General features: G+C 53.1%; 15 protein-coding genes and 1 pseudogene. 11 read left to right on the top strand and 5 right to left on the bottom strand.

All coding sequences use genetic code 11. The annotated features are described in order from the left end of the window. Window positions 1-2 precede the first annotated feature (2 nt). Entirely contained in the window at window positions 3-758 is a 756-nt protein-coding gene (locus L1889_RS10855) for a 16S rRNA (uracil(1498)-N(3))-methyltransferase (protein WP_238665135.1), read from the bottom strand. A 172-nt stretch (window positions 759-930) separates the two neighbouring features. Here L1889_RS10855 and tkt point away from each other — a divergent pair, with 172 nt between their 5' ends. From tkt to L1889_RS10840, 3 genes are all read left to right on the top strand, one after another. Next, the gene (gene tkt, locus L1889_RS10850; protein ID WP_238665134.1) at window positions 931-2,976 is read left to right on the top strand and encodes a transketolase; all 2,046 of its coding nucleotides are present in this window, start codon (window positions 931-933) and stop codon (window positions 2,974-2,976) included. 14 nt (window positions 2,977-2,990) lie between these two features. Continuing rightward, window positions 2,991-4,004 (top strand): type I glyceraldehyde-3-phosphate dehydrogenase, encoded by a 1,014-nt coding sequence (gene gap, locus L1889_RS10845; RefSeq protein ID WP_238665133.1) that lies wholly within the window; start codon window positions 2,991-2,993, stop codon window positions 4,002-4,004. A 71-nt stretch (window positions 4,005-4,075) separates the two neighbouring features. After that, on the top strand, window positions 4,076-5,278 hold the full coding sequence (locus L1889_RS10840; protein WP_308217674.1) for a phosphoglycerate kinase: 1,203 nt from the start codon (window positions 4,076-4,078) through the stop codon (window positions 5,276-5,278). A gap of 5 nt (window positions 5,279-5,283) precedes the next feature. On the opposite strand, the gene L1889_RS10835 is transcribed toward L1889_RS10840, so the two are convergent. Then, entirely contained in the window at window positions 5,284-6,135 is an 852-nt protein-coding gene (locus tag L1889_RS10835; protein WP_238665131.1) for an NAD-dependent epimerase/dehydratase family protein, read from the bottom strand. A gap of 139 nt (window positions 6,136-6,274) precedes the next feature. Between L1889_RS10835 and mog the strand changes: the two genes are divergently transcribed. The 6 genes and pseudogenes from mog (at window position 6,275) to L1889_RS10805 (ending at window position 11,897) form a co-directional block, all read left to right on the top strand. Further along, entirely contained in the window at window positions 6,275-6,907 is a 633-nt protein-coding gene (mog, locus tag L1889_RS10830; RefSeq protein ID WP_238665130.1) for a molybdopterin adenylyltransferase, read from the top strand. 80 nt (window positions 6,908-6,987) lie between these two features. After that, window positions 6,988-8,052, top strand: a complete 1,065-nt coding sequence (gene fba / locus L1889_RS10825; protein WP_238665129.1) for a class II fructose-bisphosphate aldolase — start codon at window positions 6,988-6,990, stop codon at window positions 8,050-8,052. 122 nt (window positions 8,053-8,174) lie between these two features. Next, window positions 8,175-9,056 (top strand): phosphoribosylaminoimidazolesuccinocarboxamide synthase, encoded by an 882-nt coding sequence (locus tag L1889_RS10820; protein ID WP_238665128.1) that lies wholly within the window; start codon window positions 8,175-8,177, stop codon window positions 9,054-9,056. Window positions 9,057-9,146: 90 nt separating this feature from the next. Then, window positions 9,147-9,667: pseudogene (purE, locus tag L1889_RS10815) on the top strand (5-(carboxyamino)imidazole ribonucleotide mutase). A gap of 27 nt (window positions 9,668-9,694) precedes the next feature. Next, window positions 9,695-10,882, top strand: a complete 1,188-nt coding sequence (locus tag L1889_RS10810) for a 5-(carboxyamino)imidazole ribonucleotide synthase (protein ID WP_238665127.1) — start codon at window positions 9,695-9,697, stop codon at window positions 10,880-10,882. Then, a complete protein-coding gene (locus tag L1889_RS10805) occupies window positions 10,860-11,897 on the top strand; it encodes an L-threonylcarbamoyladenylate synthase (RefSeq protein WP_238665126.1) in 1,038 nt (345 codons plus the stop codon). Before L1889_RS10810 ends, L1889_RS10805 begins: the two co-directional genes overlap by 23 nt. Window positions 11,898-11,900: 3 nt before the next feature. On the opposite strand, the gene L1889_RS10800 is transcribed toward L1889_RS10805, so the two are convergent. Beyond that, entirely contained in the window at window positions 11,901-12,419 is a 519-nt protein-coding gene (locus L1889_RS10800; protein ID WP_238665125.1) for an alpha/beta fold hydrolase, read from the bottom strand. A gap of 408 nt (window positions 12,420-12,827) precedes the next feature. Here L1889_RS10800 and L1889_RS10795 point away from each other — a divergent pair, with 408 nt between their 5' ends. Beyond that, on the top strand, window positions 12,828-13,259 hold the full coding sequence (locus tag L1889_RS10795) for a MaoC family dehydratase (protein ID WP_238665124.1): 432 nt from the start codon (window positions 12,828-12,830) through the stop codon (window positions 13,257-13,259). A gap of 85 nt (window positions 13,260-13,344) precedes the next feature. On the opposite strand, the gene L1889_RS10790 is transcribed toward L1889_RS10795, so the two are convergent. Both L1889_RS10790 and L1889_RS10785 read right to left on the bottom strand, forming a co-directional pair. Then, a complete protein-coding gene (locus tag L1889_RS10790; RefSeq protein ID WP_238665123.1) occupies window positions 13,345-14,538 on the bottom strand; it encodes an acyl-CoA dehydrogenase in 1,194 nt (397 codons plus the stop codon). A gap of 25 nt (window positions 14,539-14,563) precedes the next feature. Further along, window positions 14,564-16,240 carry a thiamine pyrophosphate-binding protein gene (locus L1889_RS10785; RefSeq protein WP_372871472.1) on the bottom strand — a complete coding sequence of 559 codons (1,677 nt, stop codon included), beginning with the start codon at window positions 16,238-16,240 and terminating at the stop codon, window positions 14,564-14,566. A 173-nt stretch (window positions 16,241-16,413) separates the two neighbouring features. Between L1889_RS10785 and L1889_RS10780 the strand changes: the two genes are divergently transcribed. Continuing rightward, window positions 16,414-17,298, top strand: a complete 885-nt coding sequence (locus L1889_RS10780) for a LysR substrate-binding domain-containing protein (RefSeq protein WP_238665121.1) — start codon at window positions 16,414-16,416, stop codon at window positions 17,296-17,298. The last annotated feature ends 2 nt before the right edge of the window (window positions 17,299-17,300 follow it).

Raw genomic sequence — 17,300 nt, 5'->3', positions numbered from 1 at the left:
GTTTAAAGCCAGCCCAGACGTGCGCTGGCAGCCGACACTAAGGCAATTGCGGCAGTCTCGGTACGCAAAATACGTGAACCAAAACGCATTGAATAAGCCCCGGCCTGTATAGCCTGGGCTTTTTCTTCTTCTGACCAACCACCTTCCGGCCCGATCAGAAGGATAAGGTGAATATCATGGGCCGGTGTTAAGCCTGCCAAGGCTGAATCCAGATCGTGATCGGCATCGGGATCACAAAAGACAATACGTGTTTCTTGAGGAGCGGAAGCGTCAACGGTGCTTAAGTAGGCGGCGAGGCTTTGCGGTGCCATTACCTGATTGATGCGATTGCGTCCGCATTGCTCGCTGGCGGACCGGGCTACTTTTTGCCAGTGCGCCAGCCGCTTTTGCAAGCGTTCGCCGCTTAGCTGTAAAACACTGTACCTGGCTGCAATGGGCGCTACCGTTGTGACACCAATTTCGGTGCATTTCTCGATAATCCAATCCATTTTATCGCCAGAGGCCAAGCCCTGGGCTACCGTGACTTTACCGGCGAGTTCACACTCTACATCATGAAACGTGCCTATTACAGCGCTGACTTTTTTAGACTGCTGTTGTAAAGATGCTAAAAACTGCCCGCCCACACCATTAAAAAGCCAGACTGCTGAGCCGTCTTTTAAGCGTAAAACACGGGTCATATAGTGAGCAAGTTCGTCGGCAAGCTCAATGGTCGCGCCTGTTTGGAGGTCGGCGTTGCAATAAAAACGTGGCAGATTCATAAGCTTAGCGTGGGTGAGTTGAAGCGAAAGCTACAGCATACTCGACTCTTAAGGCATCGTGCTTCGGCGCATTGTGCGCTGCAGTGTTAAAATGGACGGCTTTATAACTCCTGATTGACGATTGGGGGTCCAGCCCCCTGCGGCTGGCTTTGGCACCCTTCGAGAGCTTCTAATGGATCTTCCAACTTCCACCGTCTCCCCCATGGCTAATGCAATTCGTGCGCTGGCTATGGATGCTGTTCAAAACGCTAATTCTGGTCATCCAGGTGCCCCGATGGGCATGGCTGAAATCGCCGAAGTGCTTTGGACCAGACATCTTAAACATAACCCTGCTGATCCCGCCTGGCCGGATCGCGATCGTTTCGTTCTATCGAACGGACACGGTTCAATGCTTATTTATGCATTGCTGCATCTAAGCGGCTACGACCTGCCGATGGAAGAGATTAAAAACTTCCGTCAATTGCATTCGCGCACGCCTGGCCACCCTGAGGTCGGCTATACCGCGGGCATTGAAACCACGACTGGCCCGCTTGGCCAGGGTCTGGCGAATGCCGTCGGCATGGCGCTGTCCGAGGCGATGCTCGCCCAAGAGTTCAACCTGCCCGGGCATTCAATTGTCGATCACCACACCTATGTATTCGTAGGCGATGGCTGCCTGATGGAAGGCATCTCTCACGAAGCCTGCTCATTGGCGGGTACGTTGAAGCTATCCAAGCTTATTGTTTTTTACGATGACAATGGCATTTCCATCGATGGAAAAGTCGAGTCCTGGTTTGGCGACAACACGCCTGAGCGCTTCCGCAGCTATGGCTGGAATGTGATTCCGAATGTTGACGGACACAATGTAGAGGCGCTTGACGCTGCCGTCCGCGCAGCCAAGAAAAATGCCCTCGAGAATACAGGCCCCACATTAATTTGTTGTAAAACGGTTATTGGCAAAGGGTCACCTAAACTGGCTGGCTCAGAAAAATGCCATGGCGCGCCCTTGGGGCCCGACGAGATTCATGCCACTCGTGAATCTATAGGCTGGAGTCATGGCCCTTTTGAAATCCCCGACGATGTCTACGAATATTGGGATGCCCGTCCAGCGGGCGAGCAGCTTCAGGCAACATGGCAACAGCGCTTTGATGCCTATCAGGAAGTCAATCCCAAGCTCGCCGCCGAGTTCGTAAGGCGTATGCATGGCGAGTTAAGCCCGGACTTTACAGAGCAGGCGCAGCAGTTTATTGCCCAGACCAATGCTAAGGCGCAAACTGTTGCCTCAAGAAAGGCGTCCCAGTTTGCCATTGAAGCCTTGGCTGGTATCTTGCCTGAAATGATTGGGGGATCGGCCGATCTAACCGGATCTAACTTTACCAATTGGCCTGGCGTAGAAGCGTTGCGCGCGACTGATGATGGCCTGCACTTTGGCCGTCATATCAATTACGGCGTACGTGAGTTTGGTATGGCTGCGGTAATGAACGGCATGGCTCTGCACGGCGGTTACATACCGTTTGGCGGCACGTTCCTGACCTTCTCCGATTACTCGCGTAATGCCATTCGCATGGCGGCGCTGATGAAGCAACGTGTAGTGCATGTGTTTACCCATGACTCTATAGGTCTGGGTGAAGATGGCCCTACACATCAATCTATAGAACATGCCTCCAGTTTGCGGTTAATCCCCAATCTCCATGTATGGCGTCCCTGCGATACCACCGAGACAGCTGTCGCCTGGGTGCAATCGATCAGCCGCCCCGCCAGCATCGGCATGGATGTCCACGACGGGGGCCCGAGTGCATTGCTGTTATCGCGACAGAACCTGCCCTTTGTCGAGCGTGATGAGCAAACCATAGCTGACATTGCGCGCGGCGGATATGTGCTTTCTGACGCCGCCGATGCCAAAGCCATCATCATCGCTACCGGTTCCGAAGTCGGTCTGGCGTTACGGGCTCAAGAGCTCCTTGCTGCAAAAGGTATTGCTGTTCGGGTGGTGTCGATGCCATGTACTAACCTTTTTGATACCCAAGAGTCTTCCTGGCGTGATCAAGTTCTTCCTGGCCATCTCCCGCGTGTTGCGGTCGAGGCAGGCTCTACCGGTTTATGGCATAAGTATGTGGGCCTGAACGGTGCAGTGGTCGGAATTGATACCTACGGCGAGTCGGCTCCTGCGGACGCTCTTTTTGAGCATTTTGGCCTGACGGTCACCCATGTGGCCCAAGCCGTTGAACAGATTTTGTAATTAGGAGATCTATCATGACGATTCGCGTCGCTATTAATGGTTATGGCCGAATTGGGCGCATGACCTTGCGCGCTCATTACGAGTACGGGAAAAAGCACAACATTGAAATTGTCGCTATTAACGCTCCCGGACAAGATGTTGTTGCCAGGCATCTTACTCGCTTCGATACCGTACACGGCCGTTTCAACGCCGATGTTGAGCTTGAAGGTACCGACTACCTGATCGTGAATGGCGACCGTATCCGTCTGCTGTCCGAACGTGATCCGACTAAACTGCCTTGGGCCGAGCTAGATGTTGATGTGGTGCTCGACTGCACCGGTCGCTTCACAACCAAAGAGGCTGCCAATGCGCACCTGCAGGCGGGTGCTAAAAAGGTGCTGATCTCCGCACCAGGTGGTAAAGATGTCGATGCAACAATAGTGTACGGCGTTAACCACCAGGTGCTTAAAGCCGCCGACACGGTTGTGTCGAACGCTTCATGCACCACTAACTGTCTGGCTCCGTTGGCGCAGCCCCTGCATCAGGAACTGGGTATTGTGAATGGTCTGATGACGACTATTCACGCCTACACCAACGATCAGGTGCTTACCGATGTGGCGCATAAGGATCTTCGTCGTGCGCGTTCCGCCACCATGAGCATGATCCCCACCAAAACGGGAGCTGCTGCTGCCGTGGGCCTGGTATTGCCCGAACTAAACGGAAAGCTTGATGGTTTCGCGGTACGGGTGCCCACCATTAATGTTTCGATGGTTGACCTGACCTTTGTATCAGGGCGGCCTACTACGGTGGATGAGGTCAACAGCATTTTGAAGAATGCCGCTCAGGGGCCGCTAAAAGGAATTTTGGATTACAGCGATGAGCCTTTGGTTTCTACCGACTACAACCATACAACGGCTTCCAGCACAGTAGATTCGTTGCTGACCAAAGTTTCCGGTAGCCTAGTTAAGGTTTCTGCCTGGTACGACAACGAATGGGCTTTCTCCATTCGTATGTTGGACACAGCCGAAGCCATGATGACGGCAAAATAATAAATAAGGCACATAAAGGCGGGTTTAACCCGCCTTTGTTACGCCCTTAAGATAATTACATCTACATCATGATTTCTACCGTAAAGACGTTAACTCAGTTGGCTACCGAAGGTAAGCTCAAGGGGAAGCGGGTCTTCATACGTTCGGATATGAACGTCCCCCTGGCTGCCGGTCTTATTACTGAAGACACCCGCATCCGTGCATCATTGCCCGCTATTCAGCTGGCCCTGGAGGCCGGGGCTGCGGTCATGGTTACGAGCCACTTGGGTCGTCCCAAAGAGGGCGAAGTCATGCCGCGTGACACCCTCACACCAGTGGCCGAGCGCTTAAGCGAAATGTTGAATATGCGTGTGCCGTTGCAGCGTGACTGGATTGACGGGGTCGAAATCGAACCTGGTCAACTGGTCTTGCTAGAAAATTGCCGCTGCAATGTGGGCGAAAAAGCCAACGACGAAGAACTCTCCAGAAAAATGGCAGCGCTTTGCGATGTATACGTAAACGATGCCTTTGGTGCTGCGCATCGTGCTCAGGCTAGCACCGAAGGTATCGCCCGTTATGCTCCGGTAGCGTGTGCGGGGCCTTTGCTTGAGGCAGAGTTGAATGCCTTGACCCGCACTCTGAGCGACCCGGCCCGTCCATTGGTCGCCATCGTGGGTGGCGCCAAGGTTTCAACCAAGCTATCTATTTTGCGTGCCTTGGCTGAACGGGTAGACAAGCTCATTGTTGGCGGAGGCATAGCCAACACCTTTATGCTCGCTGAAGGTCTGCCCATCGGCAAGTCGCTGGTCGAAGCGGCACAAATCGATGAAGCCAGGGCCGTTATCGAAATCATGAAAGAGCGAGGCGCCAGTGTGCCCATTCCTTCTGATGTTGTCTGTGCCAAAAGTTTTTCCACTGATGCCGAGGCAACCATCAAGTCAGCCAGTGACGTGGCTGATGATGATCTTATTTTAGATATTGGCCCGGATAGTGCACACGAGCTGTCTGCGATTTTGCATACTGCCGGCACTATCGTCTGGAATGGCCCCGTAGGGGTATTCGAGTTCCCGGCCTTTTCTGAAGGCACTCGAATTGTGGCACAGGCAATTGCTGATTCACCTGCATTTTCCATTGCTGGTGGAGGTGATACCCTGGCTGCTATTTCCGCCTTTAATATCGCTGATGACATTGGATATATCTCTACGGGTGGTGGCGCTTTTCTAGAGTTTCTGGAAGGCAAGAGCTTACCCGCAGTCGCAGTCTTGCAGCAGCGGGCTGCTGAAGTGCTTCCCTAAGACTCTTAGGTAGCAGCAGGCCGTGATGCAATGATGGCCCTATATCCCTCAAGGGTATCGGGCCATTTCAATGTCCAGCCGCTTTCTTTAAGGGTTGTGTTCGAGAAACGTTTTCCCGATGAGGGAGCGTTATAGTTATGGGCAGGTGCCGGGGCGCCGATATGCGCCGCCAACTGGTCATAAAGATCAGCAATTTCCATTGGTGTATCGTCGGTAGCTATATACACCGGCTCAGGAGCAGAAAGCTGTAGCAAGTGGGCGCAGGCCTGGGTAACGTCGTCAATATGAATGCGATTAGCCCAGTTCCCAGGACTGGCCGCCACTGTTATCGTATCTTGCATCAGCTTCTGAATGAGTGCCATTCGCTCCGGGCCATAAATGCCGCTAAAACGTATGGCTACAGCTTTATCACCCAGAGTGCTTTGTAAAAACTGTTCGGCTTTCAGTAAGGCCTGTCCATTGAACTGGGGGGCAGGGGTGGGGCTGCTTTCATCTTGCAGTCCGGTGCAATGGCCGTAAACGGCGGTCGACGAGACAAAAATGAAGCGCTGTAAGCTAGAGAGATCAAGAGCCGCTATGAGGTTGCGCAGACCAGTATCATAGACTGCTGCATAGGCCTCGGGGCTGCGCAGACTCGGTGTGGCGGTGTATAAAACGTGGGTGATAGACTTTGGCAGGCGCTCCAAGGTCCTGGGCATGGTCAAGTCGGCCTGCAGGCACTGAAGTGGCGTGTCTTCGGACTCAGCTGCACTGCGCCTTAATGCCCATTGTCTGGCAGCACGTCCTTTCATCAATGTGGCGCATCGGGTGGCGATGTCTCCGGCCCCTGCATAAAGAATGTGCATCGTCTGTGGCATCGTCGTCTCCATGGTAGAAGCCTAGCTTAGCAAATTGTGGGGCCGCTTAAAAATTTTACCGGTTTCCACGGTCACGGTAGGGCTTTGTCACGTCATATACTAGGTGAAACGGAAATTAATAAATGGAATCTGTATAGTTATGCATAGCAATAAACGATTAACGCGTCGTCATCCCGATGAGCTGCTGGTGGGGCTGGTCTCAATTTCTGACCGGGCTTCCAGTGGTGAATATATTGATGAGGGCATTCCGGCACTGCAAAGCTGGTTGAACACAGCTCTAATACAATCCGCACAATTTGAAACCCGCCTGGTTGCAGACGAGGCCGGGCTGATAGCACAAGCACTTACCGAACTCACTGATGAGGTGGGCTGTGATCTGGTGTTAACCACGGGTGGTACGGGTCCTTCACGTCGAGACGTCACGCCTGAGGCCACGTTAAGTGTTGCCACCAAAGAGATGCCGGGTTTTGGTGAGCAGATGCGCCAAATCAGCTTGCATTTTGTGCCGACGGCTATTTTGTCCAGGCAGGTGGCCGTAATTCGTGAAAATCCGCAGCATGCTGCCTTGATTGTTAATCTGCCCGGGCAGCCGAAGGCAATACGCGAGACTTTAGAAGGTCTGCGTGATGAAAACGGTGCGGTAGTGGTGCAGGGCATTTTTGCAGCTATTCCTTATTGCATAGATTTGATCGGCGGCCCGTATATCGAGACCCACGACTCAATAGTGTCGGCTTTTCGTCCCAAATCGGCGCGTCGCAAAGCGTCTACCTGAGGTAGGCAAGCAAGAAATCGCAATCGCCCTTAAAATTGAGGGTAATTTAGTAATTTATCTTAGTGTTCAGGAGATCTCCCATGGCCCTGGTTTCCATGCGTCAGTTGCTCGATCATGCAGCTGAAAATGGCTACGGCATTCCCGCTTTTAACGTGAACAACCTTGAACAGGTTCAAGCAATCATGGAAGCGGCTGACGAAACCAATAGTCCAGTCATCATGCAGGCCTCTGCGGGTGCCCGAAAATACGCTGGCGAAAGTTTTTTAAAGCTGCTTATTCAAGCAGCAGTCGAGACATACCCTCATATACCGGTGGTCATGCACCAAGACCACGGCCAGTCGCCTGCTATTTGTCAGGGCGCCATTGATCTGGGTTTTACCAGTGTCATGATGGATGGTTCCCTGGAAGCTGATGGCAAGACGGTAGCCGATTACGAGTACAACGTGGAAGTCACACGTAAAGTGGTCGAAATGGCTCATAAAGTCGGTGTTACGGTCGAAGGCGAGCTAGGTTGCCTGGGCTCGCTTGAAACCATGCAGGGCGATAAAGAAGACGGTCACGGATTCGAAGGTGCTTTGACGATCGATCAGCTATTGACCAGCCCGGATCAGGCTGCTGACTTTGTACGCCGTACACAGCTGGATGCCTTGGCCATCGCCATTGGTACCAGCCATGGGGCTTACAAGTTCACCCGTGAACCCACTGGCGACATACTTTCTATTGAGCGTGTCAAAGAGATTCACGCGCATTTGCCAAATACGCATTTGGTTATGCACGGCAGTTCCAGCGTACCCCAAGAGCTGCTCGCTGAAATTCGCGAGTTCGGTGGCGACATGAAAGAAACTTACGGGGTTCCTGTTTCGGAAATCCAGGAAGCCATCAAGCACGGTGTGCGCAAGGTCAATATTGATACCGATATTCGCCTGGCCATGACTGCTGCCATCCGCCGCTATCTGTTCACCAACCCAGACAAGTTCGATCCACGCGACTACCTTAAGCCTGCCCGTGCAGCGGCTAAAGCTATTTGCAAGGCTCGTTACGAACAGTTTGGTACTGCGGGCAACGCTTCCAAGATCAAGCCTATTGCGCTTGACGACATGGCGCGTCGCTATGCAGCGGGCGAGCTTGCCCAACGCGTTCAGTAATTATGTGTATCAGGCCATCATTATTATGATGGCCTGTTTTGTCCTAGGCCCGGCAAAGGGTGCTAGGTACCGTCCCGTCGCTTAGCCAATCGGCGGGATGTTTTTGCGTTAAGGAATACATCGTGCAAAAGGCTCTTTACGAATCCACCCTCACGTCGTTGCCACTGTTAGGTCGCGGCAAGGTTCGAGATATGTATGCGGTGGGTGACGACAAGCTTCTCATCGTGGCGTCAGACCGGATTTCGGCCTTCGATGTTATTTTGGATGATCCTATTCCTGGTAAGGGGGCTGTACTTACCGGCATGACAGAGTTCTGGCTGAAAAAATTAGCGCATATTATTCCCAACCATTCCACGACCGTGAACCCTGTTGATGTAGTGGCAGGAAATGAACGCCACCTGGTTGAAGGCAGGGCAGTGGTGGTCAAACGCTTGAAGCCTATTATGGTTGAAGCTGTTGCCCGTGGCTATATTATCGGCTCAGGCTGGAAAGACTACCAAAAAACAGGCGAGGTTTGCGGGATCACCTTGCCAGCCGGCTTGCAGCAGGCGAGCCAGCTCGCGGATCCGATTTTTACTCCTGCTGCCAAGGCAGAATTCGGATTTCATGATGAAAATGTTGATTTTTCACATGTTGTTGCCGAGGTCGGAGAGGGTATGGCAAACGAGATTCGGGACATCACTTTGCGCTTGTATCGTGAAGCCTCCGACTATGCGGCCACCAAAGGCATCATTATTGCCGACACCAAGTTTGAGTTTGGCCTTGATGAAGACGGTGTGCTGCACCTGATGGACGAAGTGCTCACACCTGATTCGTCGCGTTTCTGGGATGCAGGCACCTATGAGGTGGGCAGTAACCCTCCGTCTTTTGACAAGCAGTTTGTACGTGATTGGCTGGAAACACAGACTTGGGACAAAACGCCTCCAGCGCCGCGTCTTCCGGCTGATGTCATCAGCCACACAGCCGCCAAGTACCAAGAGGCCCTTGAGCGCCTGGCCAAATAGGCAGTGTATAAGGCTTTAGCCAAAGCATGGCATCCGAGTACCTGCTTTCGGCTAAAATGCTTCTTTTCGACAGTTAATTAGGTTTTACTCATGAGCCAAGCAGCAGCAGGTCAAGAGGCACCACTACTGGTGGGTGTGGTGATGGGGTCGTCCAGTGACTGGCCCGTTATGCAACATGCAGCCGCTATACTCGACGAGTTTGGCGTGGGTTTTGAAACCTTGGTGGTATCGGCGCACCGTATGCCCCTGGATATGGTCGAGTACGGAAAAAGGCCACTCGTGAAGGCATGCGCGCTATTATCGCCGGCGCCGGTGGCGCGGCACATTTACCCGGTATGCTGGCCGCTTTAACAGAAGTGCCTGTGTACGGTGTACCTGTTCCCTCGCGTTACCTGCGCGGCGAAGACTCGCTGCTCTCCATTGTTCAGATGCCCAAGGGTGTGCCAGTGGCCACTTTCGCCATTGGCGAAGCCGGAGCTGCCAACGCGGCATTGCATGTGGTTGCGGGCCTGGCCATGTACGATTCTGCCTTGCGAGAAAAACTGGTGGCCTTTCGCGAGCGCCAGACTCAAACAGCTCGCAGCATGAGCGTCCCACCTGTTGAATCTTAATTTTAACTTCAGATTTATTTTTATATTATGAGCAAGGCTTCGGATGTCGCGCCGGTTTTACCCGGCGAATGGCTAGGCATGATTGGCGGAGGGCAATTAGGGCGCATGTTTTGTCATGCTGCTCAGGGTCTGGGCTATAAGGTAGCCGTGCTTGACCCCGATACCCAAAGCCCGGCTGGGGCGGTAGCCGATCTGCATATTTGCGCCGCTTACGATAACGAGAATGCTCTGGACAAACTGGCTGCTCAATGCCAGGCAATTAGCACCGAATTCGAAAATGTCCCGGCCCAAAGCCTTATTCGACTGGGGGCTCAGCGTCGCGTAACGCCCTCTGGCGAGGCCGTGGCTGTGGTGCAGGACCGTGTCCAGGAAAAAGCCTTCATACGCTCGGCGGGGGTTCCGGTGGCTCCCTACGCGCCTATTCTAACCATAGATGACCTATACGCTGTTCCTGAATCGTTATTTCCAGGCATTTTGAAGGTAGCCAGGCTTGGCTATGACGGGAAGGGCCAGGCGCGTGTTGCGACACGCGACGAGGCACTCCATGCCTTCTCCGACTTTAGGGGTGTTGCCTGTGTCCTCGAGGCGTTACAGCCGTTGAAAGACGAGATTTCAATTGTTGTGGCTCGCGGTCTGGATGGCAATGTTCAAAGCTATATGCCTTCCCATAACGAACATCGGGACGGTATTCTGGCGGTATCGACGGCTGCTGTAAACAAGCAGTCGGAGCTCTATCAAAAGGCCGCTCAGGCTGCCGAGAGCATTGCCAAGGCGCTTTCCTACCATGGGGTGCTTTGCGTTGAGTTTTTTATACTTGATGACAATACATTACTGGCTAACGAGATCGCACCCAGGCCTCACAACAGCGGGCATTTCACCATGGATGCCTGCTTCAGCAGCCAGTTCCAGCAGCAAGTACGCGTGATGGCTGGTCTGCCGCTGGGCGATGCCGCCTCGCATACACCATCGGTGATGCTGAACCTATTGGGGGATATCTGGTTTAACGAGCAAGGCCATTATCAAGAACCCGACTGGGCGGAAGTGTTGCGCGTGCCAGGTGCCTGCCTGCACCTCTACGGCAAGACCGAAGCCCGTGCAGGGCGCAAGATGGGGCACATCAACATTCTTGATGCGGACCCGCTAAGCTTGCAGAGCAAAACAGCCAGGGTGGCGTCGGTTCTAGGGATTTCATATGAACTCCACGACCTCGTCTAGCCCCGATTTCACCGAGATCCAGGCTGCTGCCCGTCAACTGCTCGCGGGCGAACTGGTTGCGTTTCCAACTGAAACGGTCTACGGATTGGGTGCGGATGCAGAAAATGTGTCGGCCATCCAAAAAATTTATGCCGCTAAAGGCAGGCCCTCTAATCACCCTGTGATTGTGCATGTGGCTCCGGGGGCTGATTTATATTATTGGGCTCACTCCATACCGCCCGAGGCCTGGCGACTGATTGAATGCTTTTGGCCTGGGCCTCTGACTCTTATTTTGCCCAGAGCAGCTCATATTCCTGCTGAGGTTGCAGGGGGCCAGGATAGCGTAGGTATACGGTGTCCTTCACATCCGGTAGCCCAAGCCTTGTTAAGCGAGTTTTCACGTTTAAAGGGTAATCACGGAGGGGTGGCAGCACCGTCAGCCAATCGGTTTGGCCGTATATCGCCAACCCGGGCGCAACATGTACGTGCCGAATTTCAAGACGTGGGTACTAGCCCATTGACGGTGCTCGATGGGGGCGCAGCAGAGGTGGGTATTGAGTCCACCATTGTGGATCTGTCCCGAGTCGGGGCTGCTGGCGCTTCGACCATATCGGTTCTTAGACCAGGGCACATCAGCGTAGCACAGCTTGAAAACGTATTAAATTGCTCCCTGGCGGTGGCTGGCAGCCAGTCGTCTGAGGTGCCCCGTGTTTCGGGTTCACTGAAGGCACATTATGCGCCCACCACGCCCCTGCATTTGCTTGACCGTGAGCAACTGCTACTGACGGCGCGCAATGGCACAGAGCAAAAAGCAGCTGTCCTGGGTTTTGGCCAGGCTCCGGACTGGCTGGATCCCTCGCTTACCTGGATTAGTCTCAGTGACGATCCTGTACGATTTGCGCATGATCTGTATAGCTTGCTGCGCAAGGTCGATAATCAATCCTTTGAGGCTCTATATATAGAGCATCCACCCGAGGCTTCGCAATGGTCGGCGGTCACTGATCGTATTCGGCGCGCCGCCGCTGCTTTTAACTAGAGCTTATTGCTGCCGTTCTTTTTCCAGGCTGCTTAAAAAAGCATGGCAGTGTTCAAGTAGTTGTTCTGGACGTTCAATATGAGGCGAATGCCTTACCCTTGGCATGACTATAAGTTGGGCGTGGGGCACGGCTCGCTTTATGCCATAGATTTGCTCTAATGAAGCATATTCGTCCTCGTCACCCTGGACTACCAGCAACGGGCACTTTATAGCTGGCAACAAGGCTTCAATGTTCCAGCCCTTGAACGCGTCACTCTTCCATGCATTGCACCATCTCCAGAAGGTGGAGTCCACGTCATCATGATAGCGTTCCAGACGCTGTTTAAGGCCGCGGTTTTCGTACCAGTCAGCGCTGGCTGCGACACTTTGTTGTGTAATGTCTTCTACGTTGATGTGCGGAGCCACAGCTATGGCTGCACGAACGGGGCTATTTTCCATTGCAGCAAATAGCAGGGCGATAGTAGCGCCGTCACTATGACCAAAAAGCAGAGGTTTTTCGTGCTCTAGGCTGAGTGCTCGCAAGAATGCCGGCAGGCGTGTCCGGGCTTCGATATGCAGATAATCAATGGCTAAGGGCTCGTTTGCGGGACGGGGGTGCTTTTACCGTAACCTACGCGCGAATAGATTAGCCCTCTGCATCCCAGGTGTTTTGCCAGCATCTCTGGCCATGCTCCCCAATGGCTGACCGAGCCCAGACCCTCATGCAGGAAGATCAGCAGGGGGCCTCGCTTGATGCGTTCCCTACCCAGCTGTATTCGATAGTGAAAGTGTGTTCGTTATCGGAGATTTGGGTAAATTGTGAGACAGTCGGTTTAAGCATGTAGAGTAGAAAAATAGAACGTTTGTTCGGTTAATCACAGTGTAACGCCTGGCAATTTACGATGTGCAAGTAGCGTACACTGTAATAAAGAAAGGTTGTGGAGATTATCTATGAAATTCGCCGAATTTGTGCCGGGTAAAGTGATTAAGGCAGGCCCTGTGCAAATAGATCACGATGAGATGCTTGAGTTCGCTAAACGCTACGATCCGCAGTATTTTCATGTGGATGAGCAAGCTGCAAAGTCGAGTCACTGGAATGGCTTAATCGCAAGTGGCTGGCTAACGTGTGCAATAACCATGCGAATGGCCTGCGACGCAGCACTCTATGATTCAGAGTCCTTTGGTTCGCCCGGGGTTGAAAAGCTTCGCTGGCTGGCTCCTGTCAGGGCGGGTGATAGTCTACGTCTTGAAGCCACCGTCGATACGGTACGCGTCTCCGAATCCCGGCCTGAGCTCGGTATTGTGCGCTGGACCTGGCGCGTATTTAATCAAAACCAGAGTCAGGTGCTTGAGCTTGAGGCGACCAGTCTTTTTGCCCTATAAAAATAGCCCTCGGCAGGCCCGGCCCATACAGCTAAGCAAGCTGGGTCCGGCTGTCGAGGGCTTGTTTTCCAAGTGGCAGAAGCTTTTAGTAGAAAGCTTGCAGGCCTGTCTGTGCACGGCCAAGAATCAAGGCGTGTACATCGTGTGTGCCTTCATAGGTATTCACGACTTCAAGATTGACCAGATGTCGCGCCACACCGAACTCATCTGAAATTCCGTTGCCCCCTAACATGTCTCTGGCCAGGCGAGCGACATCCAGGGCCTTTCCGCAGGAGTTCCGTTTCATGATGGAAGTGATTTCTACCGCTGCGGTGCCTTCGTCCTTCATGCGTCCCAGGCGCAGGCAGCCTTGCAATCCAAGGGTTATCTCAGTCTGCATGTCGGCCAGCTTTTTCTGAACCAGCTGTGTTGCAGCCAGGGGGCGACCGAACTGATGGCGGTCTAAAGTGTACTGACGTGCCATGTGCCAGCAGAATTCGGCTGCGCCTAATGCACCCCAGGCGATTCCATAGCGCGCTGAGTTCAGGCAGGTGAAGGGGCCTCGCAAGCCTGAGACATTCGGCAGCATTTGCTCTGCCGCAATCTCTACATCGTCCATGACAATTTCGCCAGTAATAGAGGCTTTTAAGCCGACCTTACCGTGAATGACCGGAGCACTTAAGCCCTTCATGTCTTTTTCCAGGATGAAGCCGCGGATTTTTCCGTCGTCTTCGCCGCCTACAACTTTTGCCCATACAACAAATACATCGGCAATAGGTGAGTTGGTGATCCAGGTTTTGTTGCCTTTCAAGGTGTAGCCATTGCTGGTTTTAGTGGCCCGGGCTTCCATGTTGCCAGGGTCGGAGCCGTGATTAGGCTCAGTCAGGCCAAAGCAGCCTATCCATTCGCCGCTGGCGAGCTTGGGAAGATACTTTTGCTTTTGCTCTTCGCTGCCAAATTCGTATATGGGCACCATTACCAATGAGGATTGCACGCTCATCATAGAGCGATAGCCAGAGTCAACGTGCTCGACTTCGCGAGCGATCAGGCCGTAGCTGACATAGTTCAAGCCCGAGCCGCCATATTCTTCGGGGATGGTTGGCCCTAATAGGCCCAGGCTTCCCATCTCGGAGAAAATGCTGGCATCAGTGTGTTCGTTCCTGAATGCGTCCAGAACCCGAGGGGCAAGCTTTTCTTGCGCATAGGCATGGGCAGCATCGCGCACCATGCGTTCTTCTTCACTAAGCTGACTGCTTAGCAAAAGTGGATCTTCCCAGTTAAATGAAGGGGCTTTTGACATGCTTATCTCCTGAAATTCGTTACGGCTATTTGTTGCTCTGCGCAAGTGCAGCATCGCGTATTTGGTCGAGGCTCATCGATGGCGTGATGGCTTGCGGATCGAGAATGCAGTGCAGGATGGCGGGTTTGCTACTGGCTAGCGCACGCTCAAAAGCGGCGGCGAAGTCAGTGCTGTTTTCGACCCGTTCGCCGTAGCCACCAAAAGCCACGGCATACTCTGCGAAATTAGGGTTACGTAGCTGGGTGGCAGAAACCCGCCCCGGGTATTCACGTTCTTGGTGCATGCGAATGGTGCCATACATGCCATTATCGATGATGAGTACGATAATCGGCAGCTGATACTGCACAGCAGTCGCAAACTCTTGACCGTGCATCATAAAACAGCCGTCGCCCGCGAAGCACACCACGGGAGTGTCGGGCTTTATGCGTTTTGCAGCTACTGCTGCAGGCAAGCCATAACCCATTGAGCCTGAGGTCGGCGCCAGCTGAGTGCCATATTGGCTGAAACGATGAAAACGATGCAGCCAGGTAGCATAGTTGCCGGCACCATTGCACATGATGGTGTCCTCAGCAAGAGCGGTTTGTAAATATTGCATAAGCTCTGACATCTGGAATTGACCAGGGCTACGTATGTCGTCGGGTGAGCTCCAGCGCAGATAGCTGGCGTTTAGCTGGTTGACTCGTTCGGCGCTGCGCCCGGCAGGGCTGCTTGCCTTGGGTAAACTGTTCACAAAGTCTGTCGAACTTAGCGTAATCCCCAAATGACTTTGGTAAACACGATTCAGTTCTTGGGAGTCTGGATGCACATGCACCATTTTTTGTCTGGGCTTGGGAATGTCAAACAATGAGTAGCTTTGGCTGGGCACCTCTGACATGCGGCCGCCGATCAGTAGCACCAGATCTGACTCCTGGATCGCCGTTAGCAGGGCGGGGTTGATGCCTAAGCCTACATCACCGATGTAGTTGGGGTGAAGGGCAGAAAATAAGGATTGGCGTCTGAACTGTACAGCAACCGGAATGTGGTTCGCTTCAGCAAATTGCTGGAAAGCCAGGCAACTGTCGGCATCCCATGAACTGCCCCCTACGATGGCTATGGGTTTCTCCGCCGGTGCCAACAGGCTGCTCAGGGCCTGCTGCTGAGCGGAGCTCATGGCGCCGGGTACGCGCTCTACAGGGGTCACAGCAGGCTGTTCGGTGGTATCAATGAGCATATCTTCGGGCAGGGCAATCACCACGGGGCCCGGTCTGCCGCTGGTAGCCACGTGAAAGGCCCTGGCGACGATTTCCGGGATACGCTCGACATGGTCAATTTCGGTTGCCCATTTGCACTGACTGCCAAAGACCGCGCGATAATCCATTTCCTGGAAAGCATCACGCTCACGCATGCGTTGATCTATTTGGCCCACAAAGAGAATCAGCGGTGTAGAGTCTTGGTGAGCGATGTGAATGCCCGCCATGGCGTTGGCCGCACCGGGGCCACGGGTAACCATACAAATTCCTGGCTGTCCCGTAAGCTTGCCGTAGGCGTCGGCCATCATGGCGGCTCCGCCTTCCTGACGACAGACAGTAATTTCTATGTCGGCGTCATGAAGCCCGTCGAGAACGGCCAGATAGCTTTCGCCTGGAACACAGAACACATGTCTTACGCCTTGTGCCAGCAACTGATCGACCAGTAAATGGCCGCCTAAACGAAGATTGGACATAGTGCTGTCAGTAGAATGGGTCATAGGCTCAGGTTAATGTGCGTTTGATGCACAGATCAATTGATAAAATTGCACACCGTCGTGTAATAAATGCACGATAGGCGCTTTGAGATAGTAAAGACGTAGCCATATATCCTAGCGCCACTTTCTCTTTATTTTGTAGCGGGAAAACCATGAGACACGGCATACCCAGTTTGGGTGCATTACAAGCTTTCGAAGCCACTGCCCGGTTAGGCGCCTTTTCGCGGGCTGCTGAAGAACTCGCACTGACCCACAGTGCGATTCATCGTCAGGTATCCAGCCTGGAGGAGGGTCTGGGGGTGCAGCTATTTACACGCGTGAGGCGTCGCATTACCTTGACGGATGCTGGGCAGGAGTACGCCGCTCGTGTCCGTCATCATCTAGAGCAGCTGGAAAAAGATACGCTAAGTTTAATGTCACGCTCCGCAATGGGTAGAAGTCTGCATATTGCGGTATTGCCCACCTTGGCTACTGTTTGGCTAATGCCAAGGCTTATAGAGTTCAATCGTGTACGACCAGATATCACGGTTAATTTATCGGTACGCACAACACCTTTTCAATTTTCTGACCATCCTTTTGATGCCGCTATTTATCATGGCACGCAACTTTGGTCGGGAACACAAGGGTTTAAGCTGTTTGACGAAACAGAGCTGCTGGCAGTGTGTACGCCAGAGCTTCTTGCCGCCAATAACAATAACATCAGGAAAATGACTCATTTGCATATGATGTCCAGACCCGATGCGTGGCGCATGTGGTATTACGAACAGAATGACGGTTACTCGCCCAAGGTGGCCGCAGGACCACGTTATGAATTGTTTTCACTGACTTTGGTAGCGGTGCACGCAGGTTTGGGTGTGGCATTGGTGCCACGCTTTCTGGTGGCTGATGATCTGCACAACGGAAGCCTGGTTCAGGCACACGAGGGTGTGTTGAAAGGAAAAGAGGCTTATTTTTTTAGTTATCCCCGCGAGAATCAAAGCTCTGAAGCCTTAATCGCTTTTGAGCAGTGGTTAATGACTTCCAGTGACGAACAATGATA

The organism is Paenalcaligenes niemegkensis (assembly GCF_022230885.1).
Taxonomy (GTDB): Bacteria; Pseudomonadota; Gammaproteobacteria; order Burkholderiales; family Burkholderiaceae_B; genus Paenalcaligenes; species Paenalcaligenes niemegkensis.
Note: the sequence above shows the minus strand (reverse complement) of the source record. Positions and strands in the feature narration are given on the sequence as shown.

Bases quoted from the DNA above. Each gene is read 5' to 3' on its own strand.
- L1889_RS10855 (WP_238665135.1), bottom strand. From the start codon at position 758: ATGAATCTGCCACGTTTTTATTGCAACGCCGACCTCCAAACAGGCGCG.
- tkt (WP_238665134.1), top strand. From the start codon at position 931: ATGGATCTTCCAACTTCCACCGTCTCCCCCATGGCTAATGCAATTCGT.
- gap (WP_238665133.1), top strand. From the start codon at position 2,991: ATGACGATTCGCGTCGCTATTAATGGTTATGGCCGAATTGGGCGCATG.
- L1889_RS10835 (WP_238665131.1), bottom strand. From the start codon at position 6,135: ATGCCACAGACGATGCACATTCTTTATGCAGGGGCCGGAGACATCGCC.
- mog (WP_238665130.1), top strand. From the start codon at position 6,275: ATGCATAGCAATAAACGATTAACGCGTCGTCATCCCGATGAGCTGCTG.
- fba (WP_238665129.1), top strand. From the start codon at position 6,988: ATGGCCCTGGTTTCCATGCGTCAGTTGCTCGATCATGCAGCTGAAAAT.
- L1889_RS10810 (WP_238665127.1), top strand. From the start codon at position 9,695: ATGAGCAAGGCTTCGGATGTCGCGCCGGTTTTACCCGGCGAATGGCTA.
- L1889_RS10805 (WP_238665126.1), top strand. From the start codon at position 10,860: ATGAACTCCACGACCTCGTCTAGCCCCGATTTCACCGAGATCCAGGCT.
- L1889_RS10795 (WP_238665124.1), top strand. From the start codon at position 12,828: ATGAAATTCGCCGAATTTGTGCCGGGTAAAGTGATTAAGGCAGGCCCT.
- L1889_RS10790 (WP_238665123.1), bottom strand. From the start codon at position 14,538: ATGTCAAAAGCCCCTTCATTTAACTGGGAAGATCCACTTTTGCTAAGC.
- L1889_RS10785 (WP_372871472.1), bottom strand. From the start codon at position 16,240: ATGTCCAATCTTCGTTTAGGCGGCCATTTACTGGTCGATCAGTTGCTG.
- L1889_RS10780 (WP_238665121.1), top strand. From the start codon at position 16,414: ATGAGACACGGCATACCCAGTTTGGGTGCATTACAAGCTTTCGAAGCC.